Raw genomic sequence first — 22931 nt, 5'->3', positions numbered from 1 at the left:
TATTCAATATATTCTCATACTACTAAAATTATTATGGTTGATTTTTTTGTTAGAATTTGTTAAAATTAATTAACTTAGCGTTCATAGGATGTAGTATGTTGGGCATCACAGAAAAATGTAATCAATTAAAAAAGAGCACTTACTTTGCTGGTGGGAAATTCGTTATCTACGCTACTTGTGTATGCCTAGCAGCCACATTCGCTGCTGGCTGTTTAGGGGCGGTAATAGGATCCCCTCTATTGACCTTTCCACTTGCTATGCTAATTTCTCATCCTGTGATTTGGATTATAATGGGAGTAGTTCTTACAACAGCATACAAATTAGCAAAGAACTATATTAATGGAAAAGGAGCTTCAAAGGGGGAAAAGAGTGAAGAAAAAGATACAGAACTACAAGATTTGCAAGGCAAGACTCCAGAAAATCAAGAAAGGCCAAAAACTCCTGATAGGGATAGTGGTATTTTTGACTGCAAAGAAAATAAGGATTCTTTTGTATATAAGACAAATAAAAAAGAAGATTATAAATTTTGGTTAAGTAATTTTGATATTGCAGAGATTGCAAAAAGTTACTATGGATGGATGCCATATCGTAAAAAAGGTCACAGGGAATTTTCCAAAGGAGTGTTCTTTTCTTGCCTCGATAATCTTACATCTTTTCTGGGGAACCGATTGCAAGAATATAAAGATAAAGTAAAAGGGGATAACAATTTAGTATTATCTTCAATTCTTAACTTAAATAACAATCATTGGGTAACATTGGTTATTTCTCATTATGAAAAGAGTAAAAAGTTTAGAGCATATTATTGCGATTCATTTGGTGAACCATTACCAGAAGAGGTATCAAGTGCGCTACAGAAAACTCTAGGAATAGACAATAGTAGTATTAGAAACTCAAAAGCTAAACAACAAGATGATAAGTATAATTGTGGAATATTTGCCTTAGAGAATGCTAAGAAAATTACAGATATGCTGAAAGCAGGCAAATCGTTTGATGAAATTGATGATCAGCTAAAATATGAACTTAGTTCAGAGCAATTAATAGAGAAGAGAAAAGAATTTGCAAAAGCGTTGAAAAAGGATGAACAAAGCAGGGCTGGCACGCCAAGCCCTGTATTAGGTGGTCCAGGAAATATAAGTCGTAAAGATAGCGGAGTAAGTTTAGATTCAGTAGAAAGTAAGCAAACAAAAATTGTTCAATATAATACTACAGGTGATGGCAACTGCTTTTTCCATGCGGTATTTGGTGATAATAGCTCTGGTCAATATAAAGCTGAAAAAGCACAAGATATGAGAATGGAATGGCACAAATTTTTAAGTCAATTTAACTCTTTGAATGATCCAAGGATGCCTGAGTTATTGAAGGGACAGATGCAGAAAGTTTTTGGTGCATTCTTAGAAAATCCAAATCATTTGATTGGTATGTCGGACTCAATAAAAGATTTGGTTCAGCATACAAACAGACGGGTAGAGAAGATCAAAAAAAAGACTAATAAATTAATAAAAAAGTTATGTTGTCTTACGACATTAAAAGAAAATGAAGTTATAGGTGATTTAAGAAGCATTAGTGCTAGTAATCTCAATATTAGTGAAAGAAAATATGATAGAAATTATAATAGTGATACTGCAGCAAATTCTTTTCTCAATGGCAAATCCATTTATAGATCTTATCTAGAGGCAATCAGCAGCCAAAGTTACCATGTTTTCATAGAAGAAATTTCTATCTTAGCTTCGCTGGCTAATATTGAAATTGACGTCTACTATAAAAATAATGGTAATGATGTAAATACATTGTTTCTGCCAAATGCGGGAATGATAAATGAAGGTTATCAGCAGAACAACGAGCTATGGGGAAATAAAGAACAAGAAACGGTATACTTGGCACCTGGTCATTATGAGAGAGCTGAGATAGTAGAGGTAGAGCCTTCTCTTATGGAAAAAGTAAGTTCGGCTATACAAAGTGTTGTAACAGTATGTGTAAATGCGCTAGGTTTGAACACATAGAATATATGTCCCTACAAGTAGGAAATTTGACAATTGATTCTCCAGTTATTTTAGCTCCAATGTCTGGAGTGACTGATTATCCGTTTAGAAGTATTGTGAAGAAACTTGGTGCAAGTTTGTTAGTTTCAGAGATGATTGCAAGCAGAGCTATGATTATGCAAACTCGCCAGAGTTTGCAAAAAGCAAAAGTCGATGCATTAACTGCTGTGCAGCTTGCTGGGTGTGAGCCAGATGTTATGGCGGAGGCTGCAAAATTAAACGAGGACATGGGAGCAAAAATTATAGACATAAACTTTGGTTGCCCTGTTAAAAAAGTTGTAAACGGTTATGCAGGATCAGCGCTAATGCGTGATGAGAAAAAAGCCGCTGAGATAATTGAAGCTGTGGTCAAAGCAGTGAATATGCCAGTTACGGTGAAAATGCGCACTGGATGGAACGATGAAAATCGCAATGCCCCGAGACTTGCGAAAATTGCCGAAGACTTAGGAGCAAAAATGATCACTGTGCATGGAAGAACAAGAGCGCAGCTTCATAATGGTCAAGCAGATTGGAAATTCGTTAGAAATGTTAAAGAGCAAGTGAAAATTCCAGTTATAGTAAATGGCGATATTAAAAATTTAAATGATATTCAGAATGCTCTCAAAGAATCTGGAGCAGACGGAGTGATGATAGGTCGTGGTGCCTACGGTAAACCTTGGCTGATTAATCAAGCAATGAACTTTCTCAGTGGAAGTGAAACTTCTGAGCCAACAGCTTCAGAGAGATTAAGCATCATACTCGAGCATTACGACAATATTCTTGAGTACTATGGAAATGACACAGGAATAAAGATGGCCCGCAAACACATAGGTTGGTACAGTAGCGGGCTTCAAGGCTCATCTGAATTTCGTGTGAGAGTAAATAACATGACAGATAGCACAGAAGTGAAAGAAAATATTATTGGCTTTTTTGGTCAAGAGACACACTAGCTGTACTCAATTCGACTGATCGTATGCCACTACGCTCTCTTCCTCACCAGAGTGTAAATGACAACCATTATCCATCAACCATTCCTCGTCATAAGTTTCAATATCAAAATATTTTTCATATTTATCCACATTATCACAAAGTGAAAGTGCTCTGATCTTATTCATAATCAAACCTGTACCAGCAGGAATTAATCTTCCTACTATAACATTTTCTTTTAATCCACTTAAAGGATCACTCTTCCCGCAGAATGCTGCTTCTGTAAGTACTTTTGTTGTCTCTTGGAAAGAGGCAGCAGAAATAAAGGAGCTAGTTTCAAGACTTGCCCTAGTAATCCCCTGCAGAATAGGAAGATAATGAGTAGGCCGTTTGCCAGAGTTACTCATAGCATCATTTTCCCTATCAACTTCCAGCTTGTCAATGCTTTCGCCAACCAAGTACATAGTATCACCAGGATCAGTAATTTCCACTTTTTGTAGCATTTGTTTTAAGATCACCTCTAAATGCTTATTGTCTATACGAACACCCTGCAATCTATAAACTTGCTGTATTTCAGAAATCATATAGTGCGCTAAAGCTTCTAACCCAAGCACACGTAAAATATCATGGAGATCAGGGTCACCATCCATCAATAGATCACCTTTACGTACAAAATCACCTTCATTGACTATTACATGCTTACTTCTTGATACCAAATATTCAACTGGAGAAATTTGTTCATCTACAGGTTTAATTAATATACTGCGTTTTCCTCTACGGTCTTTTTCAGAAAACGCTACATAGCCATCTATCTCACTAACAATAGCATGCTCTTTAGGACGACGTGCTTCAAATAACTCTATAACCCTCGGTAAACCACCAGTAATATCACGAGTTTTAACTGACTCTCTTGGTGTTCTTGTAATAACATCACCTGCATGAACCTTCTGGCCATCTTGTACATTGAGCACTGCACCGATTGGTATAAAATAACATGCTTCAACGCCACTTGCGAGTGTCATTACTTTACCATTATCGTCAAGCAGCACAATACGAGGACGTAAATTAGCTCCACCAGAATGCAATTTCCAGTCTTTTACTACTTTGCTTGATATTCCTGTAGATTCATCCATCACTTCAGTGATCGAAATTCCATCTTTTAAGTCCTGATAAGACACTGTACCAGTCTTCTCCGTGATAATAGGCAATGTATAAGGATCCCATTCCGCAACTTTATCGCCAATTTTTACTGACCCACTCTCATCTACATAAAGCTTAGCGCCGTAAGGTACACTGTGCTTCAACTTCTCACTACCAAGGCTATCAATCAACACGACTTCACAGGAACGGCTTATCACAATTTTATTTCCGTTTCTATCTATAATTATATTACTATTGTTTAACTTTATTTTAGCATTAATAGAAGCTATAATATTCGAGGATTCAACGCCTCTAGTCATTACTCCACCTATATGAAAAGTACGCATCGTTAACTGAGTACCTGGCTCTCCAACAGATTGAGCAGCTATAACACCAACTGCTTCACCTATTGAAACAATTTTACCAGTTGTAAGGTCTCTTCCATAACATAAAGAACATACACCAGGACTTATTTCACAAGTTAAAGGCGATCTAATTTTTATAACATCAAGACCTGCAATGCTGATTTGCTTTACTTTATCCTCATCAATTAATTCCCCTGCTTTTACTAATAATTCTTTTGTCACTGGGTTATATATATCATTTGCAGCTGTTCTACCCAGCACAACACTCTCTAGAGATGCAACTATAGTACTTCCTTCAACTGTAGCTCTCACAACAAGACCATTTTTTGTTTTACAGTCATGCTTTGTAACTATGCAATTTTGAGATACATCAACTAAACGACGAGTTAAGTATCCAGAGTTTGCAGTTTTAAGTGCAGTGTCAGCTAAACCTTTACGCGCACCGTGAGTAGAATTAAAGTATTCAAATACGTTCAATCCTTCACGGAAATTAGAAATTATAGGTGTTTCTATAATCTCACCAGAAGGTTTGGTCATGAGCCCTCGCATTCCTGCTAGCTGTTTCATCTGTGAAGTAGAACCCCTTGCACCAGAGTTAACCATCATATACACTGAGTTGTACTTACTATTTCCATCATATATAGATATTGCTTTTAACATATCATTAGCTATCATATCCGTACACTTAGACCATTCATCTATAACCTTGTTATACCTCTCACTTCTAGTTATTAGCCCATCTTGATATTGCATAGAGAATTTCTTAATTTCACCCCTCGCGTGATCAACATGTGTAGCTTTAGTTTCAGGTATAACCATATCACAACGACCAAAAGAGACACCAGAAAATGTGGCATACTCAAAGCCAAGTACCATTAATTTATCAGAAAATGCCACTGTAGCACTTTGACCACAGTTACGATATACCAAATCAACTATACCAGTTATTTCCTTGACTGTTAATATCTGATTTATTAGATCGAAGCCTAGATTCTCATGCTTAGGAAAAATTTGCCATAATATTAAACGGCCAGGAGTTGTACAAACAGTTTTATAGTGAGTTTCACCGCTGCTATTAATATACTCCATCCTATACTTTATACTAGAATGAATATGTAAAGTACCATCACTCAAGGAATGCTCAACTTCACAAAAAGCACCAAAAGATGGTAAATTATCTTCCTTAGGTTCTTGTAAAGTCAGATAATATATACCAAGTACTATATCTTTACTAGGAACTATAATCGGTCTGCCATTAGAAGGACTTAAAACGTTATTAGTGGACATCATCAACACCCTAGCTTCAAGCTGAGCTTCCAATGAAATTGGCACATGCACTGCCATTTGATCACCATCAAAATCAGCATTAAACGCCGTACAGACAAGCGGATGAAGCTGTATTGCTTTGCCTTCAATAAGGATTGGCTCAAAAGCCTGAATACCAAGTCTATGTAGCGTAGGCGCTCTATTCAACAAAACAGGATGCTCTTTTATTACCTCTTCAAGCATATCCCAAACTTCTGGTTTTTCTGCTCTTATCAACTTACTAGCAAACTTAATAGTTGGAGCCATACCATACATCTTAAGCTTTGAGTAAACAAAAGGTTTGAATAGTTCAAGAGCCATTCTTTTTGGTAATCCACACTGATTTAGTTTCAAAGTTGGACCAACAACTATTACAGAACGTCCAGAGTAGTCTACCCTTTTTCCTAAGAGGTTCTGGCGAAAACGACCCTGTTTTCCTTTTAACATATCACTAATGGACTTTTTATATCCAACAGCACCAGCTTTATTTACCAAAGTATTACGACGACTATTATCAAAAAGAGAATCAACTGCTTCTTGTAACATCCTTTTTTCATTACGAATCATAATCTCAGGAGGATTTAAGCTCAACAATTTCCTCAACCTGTTATTTCTATTAATAATAGTCCTATAATGATGATTCAGATCAGAAACTGCAGGACGACCACTCTCAAGCGATACCAAAGGACGCAAATCAGGTGGTAAAATAGGTATAGTTGTAAGTATCATCCACTCAGGCCTATTTCCAGATTTAATGAAGTTTTCAACAATACGCAATCTCTTTATAATTTTCTTTCTTCTTATCTCAGAAGCAACAGATTCTAATTCTAGTCTTAAATCCTTCCTAATTTCATGTAAATCAAGGCGCGTTAGCAACTCTCTTATAGCTTCAACACCTTGCATAGCTACAAAACTATCGATCCCATAGCTATCTTTAGCTTCATTATAAGCTTTTTCACTAATAATCTCACCTTTTTCAAAAGGCGAAACAAGAGGATCTATTACGATATAATTATCGCTATATAAAATATTCTCAATATCTCTGAGAGACATATCCAATAATGCTCCAATTCTTGAAGGAAGCGATTTCAAAAACCATATATGAGCAACAGGAGATGCAAGCTCTATATGACCCATCCTTTCTCTTCTTACTTTAGAAGATGTAACTTCTACTCCGCATTTTTCGCATATGCGACCTCTGTGTCTTCTTTTTTTGTATTTTCCACATAAACATTCATCGTCATTGACAGGGCCAAAAACCTTAGGGCAAAATAATCCACCTTTCTCAACTTTGAACGTACGATAATTTGCAGTTGAAACATCTTCTATCTCACCACAAGATATACGCTTAATACTTTCAGGGCTAGCAATCGATATGCTAACCTCATTAAAAGGTTGTGCAATGTTAGTGTGAGATATATCTTCAATCACTACATCATTTTGCTTTAAATCTACATTTAAACATAAAGAACGTAGTTCTTTTATCATCACATTAAAGGATTCAGGAATTCCACATTCAAAATTACTGTCACCTTTTATTATCGATTCATAAATCTTAACTCTACCATTAATATCATCAGACTTCACAGTTAACATTTCCTGCAAAGTATAAGCAGCACCATAGGCTTGTAATGCCCAACATTCCATTTCACCAAAACGCTGACCACCAAAATGAGATTTTCCTCCAAGAGGTTGTTGAGTAACCAAACTATAAGGCCCTACTGAACGCGCATGAATTTTACCATCAACCAAGTGGTGCAACTTAAGCATGTACATGTAACCAACTGTAACCTTGCGGTCGAATTTTTCACCACTGCAACCGTCATATAATACAGCTTGTCCAGAGTTATCTAAACCAGCAAGTTCAAATAATTTTGCTATTTGTTCATCTTTTGGACCCTCAAATACAGGTGCAGCAACAGGAACGCCATCACGTAATTTGCGTGCAAATTCAATGAGATTATTATCACTAATATTACGAATATCATTACAGATAGATACGTTACTGCCATAGCTATAAACCTCAATCAGGAAGTTACGTAAATTGCTGTATGAACTTTTACAAGAGTTCAAATAGTTCTCTACTAACTCATTCAACTCGTCATTTAGTGCATTCTTATTAGGTGTATTTAAAACAGAAGCCGTTATTTCATCATCATCAATATTTTCAATTTTTTTATTATCAAGGTATGCTACTGCAAATTGTGTAAAATTATCATCGTTAAGGGACCTAATTCCCTTGCAAAAAGCACTTTTGATCTTATTGATCTCATCGAGAATATTACTTACCTTTTCCCCTAATTTTCTACAAGCCCAACCTACATGCGTTTCCAGTATTTGCCCTACATTCATTCGTGAAGGAACACCAAGAGGGTTAAGAATAATATCAACAGGAGTACCATCTTCCAAATAAGGCATATCTTCCACTGGCACAACTCGAGAAATCACACCTTTATTTCCATGTCTACCAGCCATTTTATCCCCTGGTTGCAGACTATGTTTCACAGCAATGAAAACTTTTACTGACATCGACACACCTTGAGGCAGGTCATAACCTTCATGTAATTTTTCTACTTTTCGCTTAAACTGTGCTATTGCATGTGATACTTTTTCATCAAAATCTTTTTTTAAGCTCTTAACTTGCTCAGAAATGGATTGGTTTTTTAATCCTATACCCCACCATTGCTCACGTTCAATAGAGTCAAATTTTTCTCGATCTTGAGAACCAGAATTAATAAGAAGTTTCTTCAGTTCATCATAGAAATATTCACTAGTAACATTGATTATATAATCTCGCTCTTCCTCAAAGTCATTTATCTCTTTTTGTTTGATGAGTAATGCCCTTTCATTTTCTTCAACCCCCCTGCGTGTAAAGACTTGTACATCAATTACTGTCCCTTCAACATCTGGAGATGTATATAAAGAGGAATCCGCACAATCGAATGACTTTTCACCAAAAATTGTCATTAATAACTTCGTTTCAGGAGGCAATGAAAGAGAAGGTTTAGGTGTAACTTTACCTACCAGAATATAGCCTGGACCAACTCTTGTACCAATTTTCACTATACCACTATCATCCAAGTGATATAGATTTTCTTCATTAACACCAGGTATAGCACGAGTTATTTTTTCTGATCCTAAAGGGGTATCATGTACAACACAGTCAAATTCTTCTATATGAATAGAAGTAAAGAGATCTTTTTTAACAACTTCACTAGAAATAATAATAGAGTCTTCAAAATTATAACCTTGCCAAGACATAAAAGCGACTAGCAAATTTTTACCAAGCGCCAACTCACCACTGTTAATTGCAGGACCATCAGCTATTACATCACCCTTTTTAACATAATCACCTACGCACACTAGCGGTCTTTGATTAATACAAGTATTATGGTTAGAACGCTGAAATTTCCTTAGATGATAAATATCTACGTCCAAGTAGTTAACCCTTTCTTTATCAAAAGCACGTATAACTATAGAGTTACTATCAGAACTATCAACTATGCCATCGCGTTTTGCTAAAACTACAGCACCAGAGCCAGAAGCTACAAAAGACTCCATACCAGTAGCAACCAGAGGAGCGGTAGGCTTCAATAAAGGTACGGCCTGACGTTGCATATTTGAGCCCATTAATGCTCTATTAGCATCATCATTTTCTAAAAATGGAATCAAGGAAGCTGCAACTGATATTACCTGCTTAGGAGATACGTCAATGTAACTAACTTGGTCGCTACTTACCATGACGAAGCTACCAGCATATCTACAGTATAGCATGTCATCAACAAAGCAATTATTTTCATCAAGCTTTACGCTAGTGTCAGCTATATGATGTGAGCCTTCGTCTATAGCAGAAAGATACTCAATTTGATCAGTAACAACCCTATTGACTACTTTTCTATAAGGGCTTTCAATGAAACCATATTTATTAATACGCGCGTATATAGCTAAGCTGTTGATTAACCCTATATTTTGCCCTTCAGGAGTCTCAATAGGGCAAATTCTTCCATAATGAGTTGGATGAACATCACGCACCTCAAATCCTGCCCGTTCTCTTGTTAAACCGCCAGGACCTAACGCGGATAACCTTCTTTTATGTGTTATTTCAGATAACGGATTAGTCTGATCCATAAATTGAGATAATTGAGAAGAATTGAAGAAATCTCTTAAGACATTAGTTAACACTTTTGGATTAATAAAATCAGATGGAGAAACTTTATCTAAACTAGAAGTGGACATAGAATCAACTATTGCGCGTTCCAATTTCAACAACCCAGTTCTAAATTGATTTTCTATAAACTCTCCAACTGATCTTACTCTTCTGTTTCCTAAATGATCAATATCATCTACAGATCCTTGACCGTCACGTAACAATACCATTTTTTTCACAATTTCAATAATATCTTCATGCGTTAAAACAGTTAAATCCTCATCATAATTTAATCCAAGGTAAGAGTTAAGCTTCAACCTACCAATGTTAGACAAATCATAATATTCCGGACTGAAGAAAAGATTACGGAAAAACTCTTCTACTATCTCTAAAACAGGAACTTCACCAGGACGCAAAACTCTATATATTTCATATAGTGCATCCTGATAAGACATGTTTTCATCTAAGAAAAGCGTATTTAATATATAAGGTCCAACAAACAAATTATCTATGTTCAACACTGATATTTCATCTACAGATAATAACTCAAGCTTCTTTATGTCTTCCAGCTTTATAGATTCACCAGCAGATAAAATTTTCGTAGAGCTAGCACTATCCATTAAATCTTCTGCGAGGAATAAACCACATATAGAATTAAAAGGAACCAGATACTCTTTCAATTCATTATCATATAGCTTTTTAGCTAGTCTTGAGGTAATACGAACGTTAGCTTTAAGCAGCACATTACCTTCAATATCCATTAAGTCGAAAGGCAGCCTCACTCCTTTAAATTTATCAGGAACAAAAGGCACTTTCCAACCATCTTTATGTTTTACATACTTTATTTTCTCATAAAATCTATCGAGTATATCATTATTTGATAGACCCAACGCCTTTAATAAAACTGAAATTGGCAATTTTCTTTTTCTATCAACACGAAAATACAAATGGTCTTTAACATCAAATTCAATATCAAGCCAAGAACCCCTATAAGGAATAATTCTAGCAGAATAGATCAATTTACCAGAATTGTAAGTTTTTCCCTTATCGCTATCAAAAAATACACCAGGAGACCTATGCATTTGTGAGACGATAACTTTTTCCACACCATTAATGATGAAAGTGCCCTTATCAGTCATCATAGGCAACCCACAAAAGTGGACTTTCTGCTCTTCTATAGATTTTACAACGGTTGCAAGTTTAGAATGATCTCCACTCTCTTTAATCGATTTATATTCATCAAGAGAAATACCATCCTGCATAACAACAAGACGTATAGAAGCAATAACCTGAGCAGAAAAAGTTACACCACGCTTTATACACTCAGATTCATCATACTTAGGATCATCTACCCTACAACTTATAAACTCAATAGTAGCCCTACGCAAAGGATCATTTATTGGAAAGATTGTATGAAAGATAACTTCAAGTCTTTCATTATCCTTATTCTTAGGAGTAAAAGAATCATATGATTCTTTTTGAACCTTAACCAAATCCAATAAAGAATCTTTTAAATCAATCGACCTAGAATAAGAAACTCTAGGAACAAAAGCACCAGAAGCGTACATATAAGAAGAATCAACCATTAAAATACCCCAAACTAATTAAAAGAGCTATATCAATATAAAATTAATACATTAAATATTATTCAAGCTCCACTTTAGTTGCTCCTGCTTCAATAAGTTTTTGCTTGATTTTTTCTGCTTCGTCTTTAGGAACATTAGCAGTCAAATCTTTAGGTAAAGATTCAACCAACTCTTTTGCTTCTTTTAAACCCAATGTAGAATTAACCTCTCTCACAGCTTTAATAACTCCTATTTTTTTACTCGCATCAATTTCTTTAATCACAACTTTATACTCAGCTTTTTCTTGAGCAGCAGGAGCAGCAGCATTATCACCAATAGGAGCAGCAGCATTATCACCAATAGGCGCCCCAGCACCAACAGCTCCACCAAGAAAAGAACCAGCAGGCAACCCTATTTTCTCTTCTAAAACTTTTACAAGTTCAGAAGCCTCTAATAGGTTTAAAGATAATATTTTATCAACCAAATCACTTGTTACATTACTCATAATTACCACCTTACTTAACAACAAATTTATTTTTTAGAACTATAATAATCCAAAACTCTCATAAGCCTCATAGAAGATGAATTAATAGACAACGCTAACCGAGCAGGAATATCATAAGATATTAAACGCATAATTTTAACACGCAATTCATCCAGAGAAGGCAACTTAGCCAGTTTATTAACATCTTCCACTGTTAACAGTTCATTTAAATGAGCTGCGCAAATCACAGACATTTTTTCTTTGTTAGCATTAGTAAAATCAACTATTAATTTTGCAGCTTCTACTATGCCACTAGAGTATATAATAGCAACAGGACCGGAAAATTTGCCTGATAAATAAGAGAATTTACCAGTCCTTTCCAAAGCCAAGCGCGCTAGAGTGTTTTTAACTACTAATACCCCACCTGCTATAGACTTCAGACTATTCCTCAGAGTTAATGAATCATTAGCATTTATAGATTTAAAATTTACTAATATCAAGAAATCATTATTTACAAATACGTTTATTGTGCTCTGTATAAATTCATCCTTATCTTTACGCTTCACGGTATCACTCCCTTAAATTATATCTTCCACTTTGCCTATCTTATAAGCTTTACCCATAGTTGAATTTAAAAAAACACCCTTAAAGTAAATTCCTTTCGCAGAAATAGGTTTATTATCTTTAATTACTTTAAGAAAGGCTTTTAAATTTTCTAGCAAGTCATCAATATCAAATTTAATATTTCCTAATTTACCATGAATAACACCATTTTTATCTGTTCTAAATTTTACCTGACCAGACTTAATGGTTTTAATAGCTTCTGCAATGTTAGAAGTCACAGTACCAAATTTAGGGTTAGGCATCAGCCCTTTAGCACCCAATACTTTTGCAATAGGAGTGATTTTTGCCATAAAATCAGGAGTAGTAATGCACCAATCAACATCTAACTTTCTACCTTTTTTTATTTCTTCAACTAAATCCTCTCCTCCTGCAATATCAGCACCAGCTTTTTCAGCTTCTAATAAATGTTTATCTTGAGCGAAAACAGCTACTTTAATATTCTTCCCGATACCTTTAGGCAAAACTACTGTACCACGCACCTGCTCTTCAGATTTACGTGAATCTACGCCTAAATTGACCGCAATATCAACTGATTCATTAAATTTTGCTGAAGCAGACTCAACAATCTTCTTCAAACACTGCTTAGGATTATCATTATATGTATTCATTTACCTAACCTTCCACAACTTCTATACCCATAGATTTTGCAGTGCCTACAACCATTTTCACTGCTGAATCTTCATTATCCACTTTCATATCAACCATCTTGCACTTTGCTACTTTAATTATAGCAGACATAGGTAATTTAGCCACTAATTCTTTACCAGGATTACCAGAACTTTTACTTAATTTAGCCTCCTGCTTAAGTAAATAAGCCACAGGCGGACCGCTGACAGTAAAATCATGAGAGCGATCATCCTTTATGGAAATTCGCACTGTTACTAAATCGCCTACTTTATAATTAGCGTTAGCAGCACTAGTAACTTTATTAAAAGCCTCACAAAACTTAGGAACAGGTATACCACGTGGACCAAGTACTGAAGCAATTTTCGGTCCTGGAACTGCTTTCCCAGCTTCCATAAGTAAGTTAATCTTAGCAACTATAACACTCATAATTAATCCTCTATTTTCTCTACTTGAGCCAGATCAAGCTCTATTATTGTCGGCTTACCTAAAATCGATACTTCCACATTAATAATTTTTTTCTCATCGTTTACCATATTTACCTTACCAGTAAAATTTTGAAAAAGACCATCATTAATTTTCACTTTTTCACCTTTTTCATAACCATAACCTAACTTCTTTGTCTCTTGAGCATTATAAAGTGCATTACACATTGAGTGAATCTCATCATCCAAAATCACCTTTGGAATATTACCGTTTTTCAAAAATCCATAAACCTTAAGAGATTTTGGTATATTATTGATAAAATTCAATACTTCATCGCATAAATTCACGTATAAAAAGACATAACCAGGAAAGCATTTCCTTCGTGTAGCAATTTTCTTAGATTTCAACTCTACTTCACTTAGCTCTTCATATGGAATAAAAACTTCCTTAAAGTAATCATTAACACCCAATCTCATAGAATTTTCCAATATATGTTGGCGCACTTTCTCTTCACAATTAGAAGCAACTCTCAAGATATACCATTTATACCTATTAAATTCTTTACACTTTAAACTTATCTCATCATCTAAAATCATCTCAAAATTACCAGATTCGCCACTGCAGAATCCAGGCGTTTGATTCAAAATATTTTTGCTTTCATCACACAGATGCATATATACATACACTTCACATAATTCTTTTATATCAGACTTTGAATTACATACCGTTTGATAAGGAATAAACACTTCCTTAAAATAAACAGCATTACTTACCAATTCGCGTATACCTTGCTCATATCCATAATCAACTTTAATGATATACCATTTATATTCACATTCCATAAATAATTCCAAATAAAGCCTTAATTACGTAAAGAGACATAAAATCCACAAAACAGAAGAAAATCGAAAAGCATAATATAACAATCATTACAACAAATAGAGATGACAACACCTCCTGTTTCTTTACCCAAGCAATTCTTCGTATTTCTTGCTTTATATCACAGAAAAAACCACACAAACTTTTTAACATTTCCACCACAACATTAATGCAGGAGCGATAGGAATTGAACCTACAACCTCTGGTTTTGGAGACCAGCGCTCTACCAATTGAGCTACACTCCTATAACTCAAACTCTCACTCCAAAATTTCAGAAACAACACCAGAACCAACAGTTCTACCGCCTTCTCTTATCGCAAAACGCAATCCCTTATCCATTGCTATCGGTACTTGCAATTCTACTTCTACACTCACATTATCTCCTGGCATTACCATCTCCTTCCCATCTAGCAATTTTATGCTCCCAGTTACATCCGTTGTCCTTAAATAAAACTGTGGCTGGTAATTCGCAAAAAATGGTGTATGCCTTCCTCCTTCCTCTTTCTTTAATATATAAACCTCCGCCTTAAACTTTCTATGCGGTGTTATCGTCCCCGGTTTCGCTAATACTTGCCCTCTCTCCACTTCTTCTCTTTTTGTTCCTCTTAACAATATTCCTACATTGAGTCCTGCACTTCCCTTATCCAGCAACTTCTTAAACATCTCAACACCTGTGCATATCGTCTTTTGCGTCGCTTTCAGACCTATTATCTCTATCTCTTCTCCCGTCTTTATCTCTCCCTTCTCTATTCTTCCTGTTACCACTGTTCCTCGCCCCGATATCGAAAATACATCTTCGATTGGCAATAAAAATGGTAAATCCACAGGCCTTGGTGGAACCGCTACATATTCATCTAACTTTTCCATCAATTTGTCTATTGATTTCTTTCCATATTCGCTGCTGTCATCCTCCAGCGCCTTGAGTGCTGAACCAACCACCACAGGCACTTCATCCCCTGGAAACCCGTATTTACTCAGTAATTCCCTCACTTCCATTTCTACTAAATCTATCATATCAGCATCAGCAACATCAGCTTTATTTATATACACCACGATATATCCAACACCTACCTGCTTCGCCAGCAATATATGCTCTCTCGTTTGTGGCATTGGCCCATCAACCCCCGACACTACCAATATCGCCGCATCCATCTGTGCTGCACCTACTATCATGTTCTTTACATAGTCAGCGTGTCCAGGACAATCAACGTGTGCATAATGCCTTTTTTCCGTCTGATACTCAACATGCGCTGTTGCTATCGTTATCCCCCTCTTCCTTTCTTCTGGCGCTTTATCTATCTGATCGTACGCTACAAAATTTCCATAATGCTTCGTTATCGCCGCTGTTAACGTCGTCTTCCCATGATCCACATGTCCTATTGTTCCCACATTTACATGCGGCTTTCCAAATGCTTCCACTACTGCTGTCATAATTATTACCCTTAATTATACTCTAACTTTAACTCATCAACCACATATTGTGGCACTTGCTCATAACAAGAAAAATGCATACTATACTGCGCCCTTCCCTGAGACATAGAACGCAAAACGTTGATATAACCAAACATATTTGCAAGAGGTACCGAAGCAGTAATTATTTTACTATTATTACCTAAATCGAGCATATCAGCAACATTTCCTCTTCTACTATTTATATCACCCATAACATCACCCATATATTCTTCAGGAGTAATGATTTCAACTTTCATTATAGGCTCCAGCATTTTTGGACCAGCTTTATTTGCCATCTCTTTAAAAGCACCTTTAGCAGCAAGTTCAAAAGCTAAAGGACTAGAATCAACCTCATGAAAAGCACCATCAAGAAGGGTAGCCTTAAAATCAATCAACGGAAATCCCGAAATTATACCACCTTCTTTTATCAACTCCAAGCCATTTTCTACCCCAGGAATATACTCTTTTGGAATAGCACCACCTACAATTTTACTTTCAAATTGAAACCCAGAACCAGGCTCAAGAGGTTCAAATTTTATTTTAACCTTAGCAAACTGACCAGCTCCACCAGATTGTTTTTTATGAGTGTAATCAATTTCAACAGATTTAGTGATAGTTTCACGATATGCAACCTGAGGAGCACCGACGTTAGCCTCAACGTTAAATTCGCGCTTCATTCTATCAACAATAATCTCAAGATGGAGCTCACCCATGCCTTTCAATATAGTCTGGCCACTTTCCGCATTTACTGACATTCTCAAAGAAGGATCTTCTGCAACCAACCTATTTAGAGCAATACCTAATTTTTCCTGATCTGAAGTGGTTTTAGGTTCCACAGCAATTTCAATAACAGGCTCAGGAAATTCCATACGCTCCAATAATATAGGAAAATCAACAGAACATAAAGTATCTCCGGTGGTTGTTTTCTTTAGCCCAACTAAAGCAACTATATCTCCAGCCCTAGCCTCAGTTATATCTTCTCGGTTATTTGCATGCATAAGTAACATTCTGCCAATCCCTTCAGTTTCGTTTTTTAACGCATTTGAAACGGTAGATTTAGACTTTAATTTACCAGAATAAATACGGATAAACGTCAAGCTGCCTACAAATTTATCCGTCATCACTTTAAATGCAAGAGCAACAAATTTCTCTTTTTCTGAAGGTTTGACCTCAATTTTCTTTTCTGAATCTTTAGGATCAATTCCAACAATTAGATCAACATCAATAGGAGAAGGTAAAAAGTCAACCACACCATCTAAAAGTGGTTGTACGCCTTTATTTTTAAAAGCTGATCCACATAACACAGGAACAAATTTTCCTTTAATGGTCCCATTTCTCACGCATTTTTTCAGTAAATCCACTGGCAGATCATTAGACTCAAAGTAAGTATTCATCGCTTCATCATCCATCTCAGCTGCAGCATCTAATAAAAGATTTCGATATTCTTGAGCCTTATCAAGCAAATCAGAAGGAATATCTTCATAAGAAAATTTAGCGCCCAACGTTTCTTCTTGCCATATAATGGCTTTCATAGAAATAAGGTCAATTATACCTTTGAAATCTTTCTCACTCCCTATTGGTAAATGAATAACTAAAGGTGCTGCACCAAGCTTCGTCTTTATCATATCAACACATCGATAAAAATTTGCCCCTATTCTATCCATCTTATTAACAAAGCAGATACGAGGAACGCTATATTTATCAGCTTGACGCCACACTGTCTCAGATTGAGGTTCAACTCCAGCAACTCCATCAAATACAGCAACTGCACCATCCAAAACCCTTAAAGATCTCTCAACTTCAATAGTGAAATCAACGTGACCAGGAGTGTCTATTATATTGACCCTATGATCATTCCAAAAACATGTTGTTGCAGCAGATGTGATTGTAATACCACGCTCTTTTTCCTGCTCCATCCAATCCATAGAAGCTGCACCATCGTGCACTTCACCAATTCTATTTTGCTTACCAGTATAAAATAAAATACGCTCTGTTGTGGTAGTCTTACCAGCATCTATGTGAGCCATTATCCCTATATTTCTGTATTTAGATATTCCAATTTCCATATCACAATTAATTAGCTAACATTAAAAACGAAGATGAGAAAATGCCTTATTAGCTTCAGCCATTTTATATTTTTCTTCGCACATCTTAAACGCACCACCGCGTTTATTATAAGCATCCAGTATTTCAGATTGCAAACAATCAACAGTGGTTTTTCCACTCTTTTTTCGAGCAGCAGAAGTTGCTTTAGCAATCCACCTTAACGCTAAAGAAACCGCTCTATCTTGTCGAACTTCAACAGGTACTTGATAAGTTGCACCACCAATGCGTCGAGAACGCACTTCTATAGAAGGAGTAACATTTCCTACTGCTGTCTCAAAAATTGATAACCCACCTTCGCCTATTTTCTTTTCAGCTAAAGACAAAGCGTCATAGATAATCTTTTCTGCAGTAGATTTTTTACCACATTTCATGATTGTATTAATGAAACGCATCAGCAAAACACTCCCGTAACGCGAATCAGGACTTATTTCTCTTTTTTTTGATTTATTCCGACGAGCCATAAACTTTAACCAGATTTCTTTACACCATATTTTGAACGAGCTTTCTTTCGATTTTGCACACCACGCAGATCAAGGGCACCTCTTATTATGTGATAACGCACACCTGGCAAATCTTTAACCCGCCCACCACGTATCAAAACAACAGAGTGTTCTTGTAAATTATGACCTTCACCAGGTATATAAGCCGTCACTTCACCATACCCACTAATTTTTACTCTGGCTACTTTACGGAGTGCTGAGTTAGGCTTTCTAGGAGTTGTAGTATACACCTTAGTGCAAACACCTCTCCTTTGAGGGTTGCTTTCTCCCAAAGCTGGTACCTTTTTCTTATGGGTCAATCCTAATCTACCCTTACGTATTAATTGATTTATCGTAGGCATATGTTATAAACTCAAGCTCATTAAAATAACTAAGTTTTTAGTTATAAAATAATAAACCTCAATAGTCAATATAAAAATAAACATTACTACTCTAATAATTAAGCTCAACTGCCTTGAAAGCCATCAGTAGACTTCTTGCACTACCTCCCAAGCCACAACTGTCATTCAGTAGAAACGAAAAAACTTACTTGACACCCTTCGCCAGCCCCATTATCATGGTACTGAAGGTATTCATTTATCTTCAATCTGAGCAGATTAAATGACAACAGTATTACGTAATTGGCGTCTTATTTTTAATTTTTTGCACTATGCACACTTTACGTCTTCACAACATTTCTGGGTTTTTACCTATATAAGCTGAAACGCGCTTATAAAGCGTTTAAGACAGTATAGTACGCCAATTTGCAGGATTAGAGAGTGACAACTAGCTAATACGGGATATCTTTTGCCTTTTTTTCTGCTTAGTAAATTTCTTAAACATTTAAACTAAGGTGAGTTGCATTTAAAAGCAGCTAAATTGCAGTGTTTAAGACTTAAAAAACGCCAATACTGAAAATAGACAATGACTAGGGCTTCTTTTGCCTTTTTTTTGCTTGGTAAATTTCTTAATATTTATGGCAACATGAACTGGGCAGGAAGGTGTCATTCCAGTGCTTGACACTGGAATCCAGTTTTCCATATAATCTCATCGAAAATGTTGTAACCACTTTCTGTGCTAGTTTGCTTGCTTACAAGCAAACTTTTCTGGATCCCAGTGTCTGGGCACTGGGATGACAGGGGAGGGAGGCTACTTGGATGACACCATTCTTTTTCCTGGATCCAAGTAGTCAGGGCACTGGGATGACAGGAGAAGGTACTAGGATGACACCCTGACCTCGTCGTCCCGCTACGTGTTAGCGGAATCTAGAGATACCGTGACGGTATGACGTAAAGCTCGCATTAGCTATACTTTTATGCTCACCAACTTAGCTGGATCCAAGTAGTCAAGCTACTTGGATCTGCAAATTGCAATGTTCGTACAGCTGCGTGCTTGACACTGGGATTTAGTGCAGCTACCCTAAACTGGAAGCTCATCTTGCTATTTTTGGCTGAAAGGAACATATTTTTAGAATAATGAAAACAATCAGCACTTTAATTCAAGAAGGATCGGAGTTATTATCGTCACATAAAGTTGAATCACCACATTTAGATTGTGAAATCATCATGCAGCACGTACTTGGAGTGGAAAGATCATTTATAATTGTGAACCATGCTGATCAAGTGCCGATGGAGAAAGAACTTTTATTTTGGAAATTAACAAAAAAAAGAGCGGAAAGATATCCAATATCGCAAATAATAGGTAATCGTGAATTCTGGAGTAAAAATTTTATAGTTAACCAGCATGTTTTAGATCCAAGGCCAGATAGTGAAACAATAATCCTAGCAGTGTTAAAATATTACCCAAACAAAAAACAGAAACTAAAAATTGCAGATTTTGGTACAGGCACAGGTTGTTTATTGATATCCGTACTTAGTGAGTATGAATATGCTGTTGGCGTCGGTTTTGAAAAAAGCTTGGAAGCATATAAAGTTGCCTATCAGAACACAAAAAAACATGATCTTCTCAGCAGAGCCAAAATATTTCTAAGTTCGTGGACAGAGTGCAGAGGTTCATTCGATCTTATAATCAGTAATCCTCCATATATTAAAAGAAGCAAATTGAAAGACTTGCAAGCTGAAGTGCAAAAGGAACCAAGAATTGCCCTTGATGGTGGTATTGATGGTTTGAGCTGTTACTTGAGCATTTTTCCAATATTAAGGAGGTGCCTTAAAAAAAATGGGTTTGCGATATTGGAGATAGGTGAAGATCAAAGCAATATTGACAAAATAATCCCCTCATACGAATTAGCTTTTCAGGAATATGTATATGACTTAGCGGGAATGAAGAGATGCATTGTTATGCAAAAAACATAGCTAATGTTTTCTTGTATTATCTCCTTCATCCCATATTATCCTATGTCATCCCAGTACCCTCTACCTCGTCATCCCAGTGCGTGACACTGGGATCTATATTTATAGCATTTCTCATAATAGTCCGAACAGGTCATAGGAAGGCAGAATCAACAGCACGACGAAAGGATTCGAATAGAGGAATGTTTTTCCTGGCTCTTTTTTTTATAGCAAACCAATGATGCTCAATTTTGTTGAAATCTGGAGAATAAGGCGGCAGATACAAAATTTCTGCACCAACCCCTTTAGCAAGCTCGATAATCTTATCAGACTTATGAAAAGTAGCATTGTCAAGAATGACAGTCTGTCCAGGTTCCAAGATCGGTGTCAAAAATTGCTCAAACCATCCATTAAAAACATCCATATTACAGTGGCCTTCAAAGGTTAACGGAACAATTATCTTTCTTCCACTTAAGGCTGCAACCATACTGATTCGTTGAGTTTTCTTTCCAGATTTTAAGGCATAAAACCGCTGTCCTTTCTGGCAATATCCGTAGGGGTAGTCTTCGGTGTTATCAATGCCAGACTCATCTATATACAATAAGTTTTTAGGTTCTTTTGTCGCTATAATTTTCAAAAATTCAGCACGTTTTTCTTCGTTTCTTTCCTTGTATCCATATGTCTTTTTTTGCGCGTAAATCCAATTTTTTTAAGGGCTCGATAGATCGTTTGGATACTAACGTTGTTCCAAAGTTTAGCCATTTCCGATAGAGTCTTTCCTCCGTGTTCTCTGGCAAATTTGGCAAAGGTATCCCAGTCGGTAATTTTGTGATTGTAACCCCCATTTCCAAGTTTTTTTGATTGAAAGTCTCCTGTTTCTTTTCTTCTTTGCTGCCACTCCCATAAAGTAGTTCGTCCAATCTTAAATCTTGCTGCCACTGTTTCTCTGCTTTCTCCTTCGTCTAGCGCTTCCATTGCTTTTTTTCTTAAATCATAACTATATGCTGCTGGCATTCAACCTCCTTATCATCATCTATCCTTATCCTATCACATCCGGACTTTTATGGAAAGAGCTATAACTAGATCCTATGGTCAAGCCATAGGATGACAGGAACGGTTTTATGCATTTTTTAAAGGGCAACATGTTTAAGCTTTGCTGGCAAAATGGAAAGTAAGACCAGCCTCTATACCGTGTGTGTGAAATAGTTGATTACCTATATTTATTTCCTCAGTTACTTTGCTATCTGAGCTAGGATCAAGCTTCTTTTTTTTATCATTATTAGGGTCGTCTACCACTTGTCCTAACTTTTCTGCTGTAAGCTTAATATCGCCACCAATAGCACCAAAACCTCTATATCCGATATGCATATTTACATCTTCGTTTATGCGATAGTCAAAGCCAGCTTTTACTTGACCTGCGGGTCTTATTGACGGTTTTTCAAACATCGTCATTCTTGTTGCACCGACTCCAATACCAACGTAAGGAGAAAAAGAGAAACGGTCACTTTTCCAATGATGATAAACATTTGCCATTACAGATATGTTCTCAATTTGGTCATGACTAACTGCAGCACTATAGAGATAAGTTTCTTTATTAGCATTCTGACCAATGTCCTTTAGATATGAAACAGTTATTTGGCTACTTGTTAAACCAATATTATCCACTTTTACAGAAGAATACATCCCTTCCAATTCAGCCCTATAGCTGTTGTTACCCAATTCCCCTGTATAACCAAGTGCCACATTTGCAGCAAAAGGTGGATTATAATCTCCTTTATACTCACTTAGTGACTGACCTTTTGTGTTCTGAGCATCCCTGTCATTTATAGACAAATTTTTGATATCTGTAGTGCTTGTTTTTAGTTCACCCATGCCATTAAAAAATTGACCATAATACCCACTACCAAAGTAAAACCCTTCTGTTTCACTCGCAAAAGATTGTTGTGACAACAGCAAAGCAAGTGCTGTAACCGCTAATGTTTTTTTACTAATCATTACTACTCCCCTAGTTAAAATAGCTAATCTAATACTAATTAATTAAAAATGGCTTAATATGAAAAACCTAATTATTTGCATAACTTGCACTTTTCTGAGCTAAA

Annotated in this window: 17 protein-coding genes and 1 tRNA gene; 3 read left to right on the top strand and 15 right to left on the bottom strand. The window is 36.2% G+C overall.

All coding sequences use genetic code 11. The features are described from left to right. Nucleotides 1-95: 95 nt before the first annotated feature. The gene (locus AAGD93_RS00860) at nucleotides 96-2000 is read left to right on the top strand and encodes a Ulp1 family isopeptidase (RefSeq protein ID WP_341819563.1); all 1905 of its coding nucleotides are present in this window, start codon (nucleotides 96-98) and stop codon (nucleotides 1998-2000) included. A gap of 5 nt (nucleotides 2001-2005) precedes the next feature. Then, entirely contained in the window at nucleotides 2006-2968 is a 963-nt protein-coding gene (gene dusB, locus AAGD93_RS00855) for a tRNA dihydrouridine synthase DusB (protein ID WP_341819561.1), read from the top strand. 6 nt (nucleotides 2969-2974) lie between these two features. Here the strand turns inward: dusB and AAGD93_RS00850 are convergent, their stop codons facing one another. From AAGD93_RS00850 to AAGD93_RS00790, 13 genes are all read right to left on the bottom strand, one after another. Then, the gene (locus tag AAGD93_RS00850; protein ID WP_341819560.1) at nucleotides 2975-11488 is read right to left on the bottom strand and encodes a DNA-directed RNA polymerase subunit beta/beta'; all 8514 of its coding nucleotides are present in this window, start codon (nucleotides 11486-11488) and stop codon (nucleotides 2975-2977) included. 58 nt (nucleotides 11489-11546) lie between these two features. Continuing rightward, nucleotides 11547-11972 carry a 50S ribosomal protein L7/L12 gene (gene rplL / locus AAGD93_RS00845; protein ID WP_341819559.1) on the bottom strand — a complete coding sequence of 142 codons (426 nt, stop codon included), beginning with the start codon at nucleotides 11970-11972 and terminating at the stop codon, nucleotides 11547-11549. A 26-nt stretch (nucleotides 11973-11998) separates the two neighbouring features. Further along, nucleotides 11999-12517, bottom strand: a complete 519-nt coding sequence (gene rplJ / locus AAGD93_RS00840; protein ID WP_006279539.1) for a 50S ribosomal protein L10 — start codon at nucleotides 12515-12517, stop codon at nucleotides 11999-12001. Between the two features lie 12 nt (nucleotides 12518-12529). Beyond that, a complete protein-coding gene (gene rplA / locus AAGD93_RS00835) occupies nucleotides 12530-13183 on the bottom strand; it encodes a 50S ribosomal protein L1 (RefSeq protein ID WP_065094732.1) in 654 nt (217 codons plus the stop codon). 4 nt (nucleotides 13184-13187) lie between these two features. Next, nucleotides 13188-13628 (bottom strand): 50S ribosomal protein L11, encoded by a 441-nt coding sequence (locus tag AAGD93_RS00830; RefSeq protein ID WP_006279541.1) that lies wholly within the window; start codon nucleotides 13626-13628, stop codon nucleotides 13188-13190. 2 nt (nucleotides 13629-13630) lie between these two features. Further along, nucleotides 13631-14467 (bottom strand): transcription termination/antitermination protein NusG, encoded by an 837-nt coding sequence (nusG, locus tag AAGD93_RS00825; RefSeq protein WP_065094731.1) that lies wholly within the window; start codon nucleotides 14465-14467, stop codon nucleotides 13631-13633. After that, nucleotides 14457-14657, bottom strand: a complete 201-nt coding sequence (gene secE, locus AAGD93_RS00820) for a preprotein translocase subunit SecE (protein ID WP_022626186.1) — start codon at nucleotides 14655-14657, stop codon at nucleotides 14457-14459. The genes nusG and secE overlap by 11 nt, the downstream gene beginning before the upstream one ends. A gap of 19 nt (nucleotides 14658-14676) precedes the next feature. After that, nucleotides 14677-14749 (bottom strand) — tRNA-Trp (locus AAGD93_RS00815). A 13-nt stretch (nucleotides 14750-14762) separates the two neighbouring features. Then, on the bottom strand, nucleotides 14763-15935 hold the full coding sequence (tuf, locus tag AAGD93_RS00810; RefSeq protein ID WP_010962309.1) for an elongation factor Tu: 1173 nt from the start codon (nucleotides 15933-15935) through the stop codon (nucleotides 14763-14765). Nucleotides 15936-15946: 11 nt separating this feature from the next. Beyond that, nucleotides 15947-18022: an elongation factor G gene (gene fusA / locus AAGD93_RS00805; RefSeq protein ID WP_341819558.1), complete on the bottom strand. Its 2076-nt coding sequence runs from the start codon at nucleotides 18020-18022 to the stop codon at nucleotides 15947-15949. 21 nt (nucleotides 18023-18043) lie between these two features. Then, entirely contained in the window at nucleotides 18044-18523 is a 480-nt protein-coding gene (gene rpsG, locus AAGD93_RS00800) for a 30S ribosomal protein S7 (protein WP_341819557.1), read from the bottom strand. A 5-nt stretch (nucleotides 18524-18528) separates the two neighbouring features. After that, on the bottom strand, nucleotides 18529-18903 hold the full coding sequence (gene rpsL / locus AAGD93_RS00795) for a 30S ribosomal protein S12 (RefSeq protein WP_006279787.1): 375 nt from the start codon (nucleotides 18901-18903) through the stop codon (nucleotides 18529-18531). A 526-nt stretch (nucleotides 18904-19429) separates the two neighbouring features. Continuing rightward, nucleotides 19430-19564, bottom strand: coding sequence for a hypothetical protein (locus AAGD93_RS00790; RefSeq protein ID WP_010962307.1), 135 nt, complete (start codon nucleotides 19562-19564; stop codon nucleotides 19430-19432). A 452-nt stretch (nucleotides 19565-20016) separates the two neighbouring features. Here AAGD93_RS00790 and prmC point away from each other — a divergent pair, with 452 nt between their 5' ends. Beyond that, the gene (gene prmC / locus AAGD93_RS00785; RefSeq protein WP_341819556.1) at nucleotides 20017-20856 is read left to right on the top strand and encodes a peptide chain release factor N(5)-glutamine methyltransferase; all 840 of its coding nucleotides are present in this window, start codon (nucleotides 20017-20019) and stop codon (nucleotides 20854-20856) included. 130 nt (nucleotides 20857-20986) lie between these two features. Here the strand turns inward: prmC and AAGD93_RS00780 are convergent. Then, nucleotides 20987-21846, bottom strand: a protein-coding gene (locus tag AAGD93_RS00780; protein WP_341819555.1) for an IS630 family transposase whose coding sequence is annotated in 2 segments (ribosomal slippage) — nucleotides 20987-21522 and nucleotides 21522-21846 — 861 coding nt in all. Because the reading frame shifts where the segments join, the coding sequence is not laid out codon by codon here. Between the two features lie 132 nt (nucleotides 21847-21978). Continuing rightward, nucleotides 21979-22827, bottom strand: coding sequence for a P44/Msp2 family outer membrane protein (locus tag AAGD93_RS00775; RefSeq protein ID WP_341819554.1), 849 nt, complete (start codon nucleotides 22825-22827; stop codon nucleotides 21979-21981). Nucleotides 22828-22931: the final 104 nt, after the last annotated feature.

This window comes from Wolbachia endosymbiont (group A) of Brachyopa scutellaris (assembly GCF_964026995.1).
GTDB classification, from domain to species: Bacteria; Pseudomonadota; Alphaproteobacteria; order Rickettsiales; family Anaplasmataceae; genus Wolbachia; species Wolbachia pipientis.
Note: the sequence above shows the minus strand (reverse complement) of the source record. Positions and strands in the feature narration are given on the sequence as shown.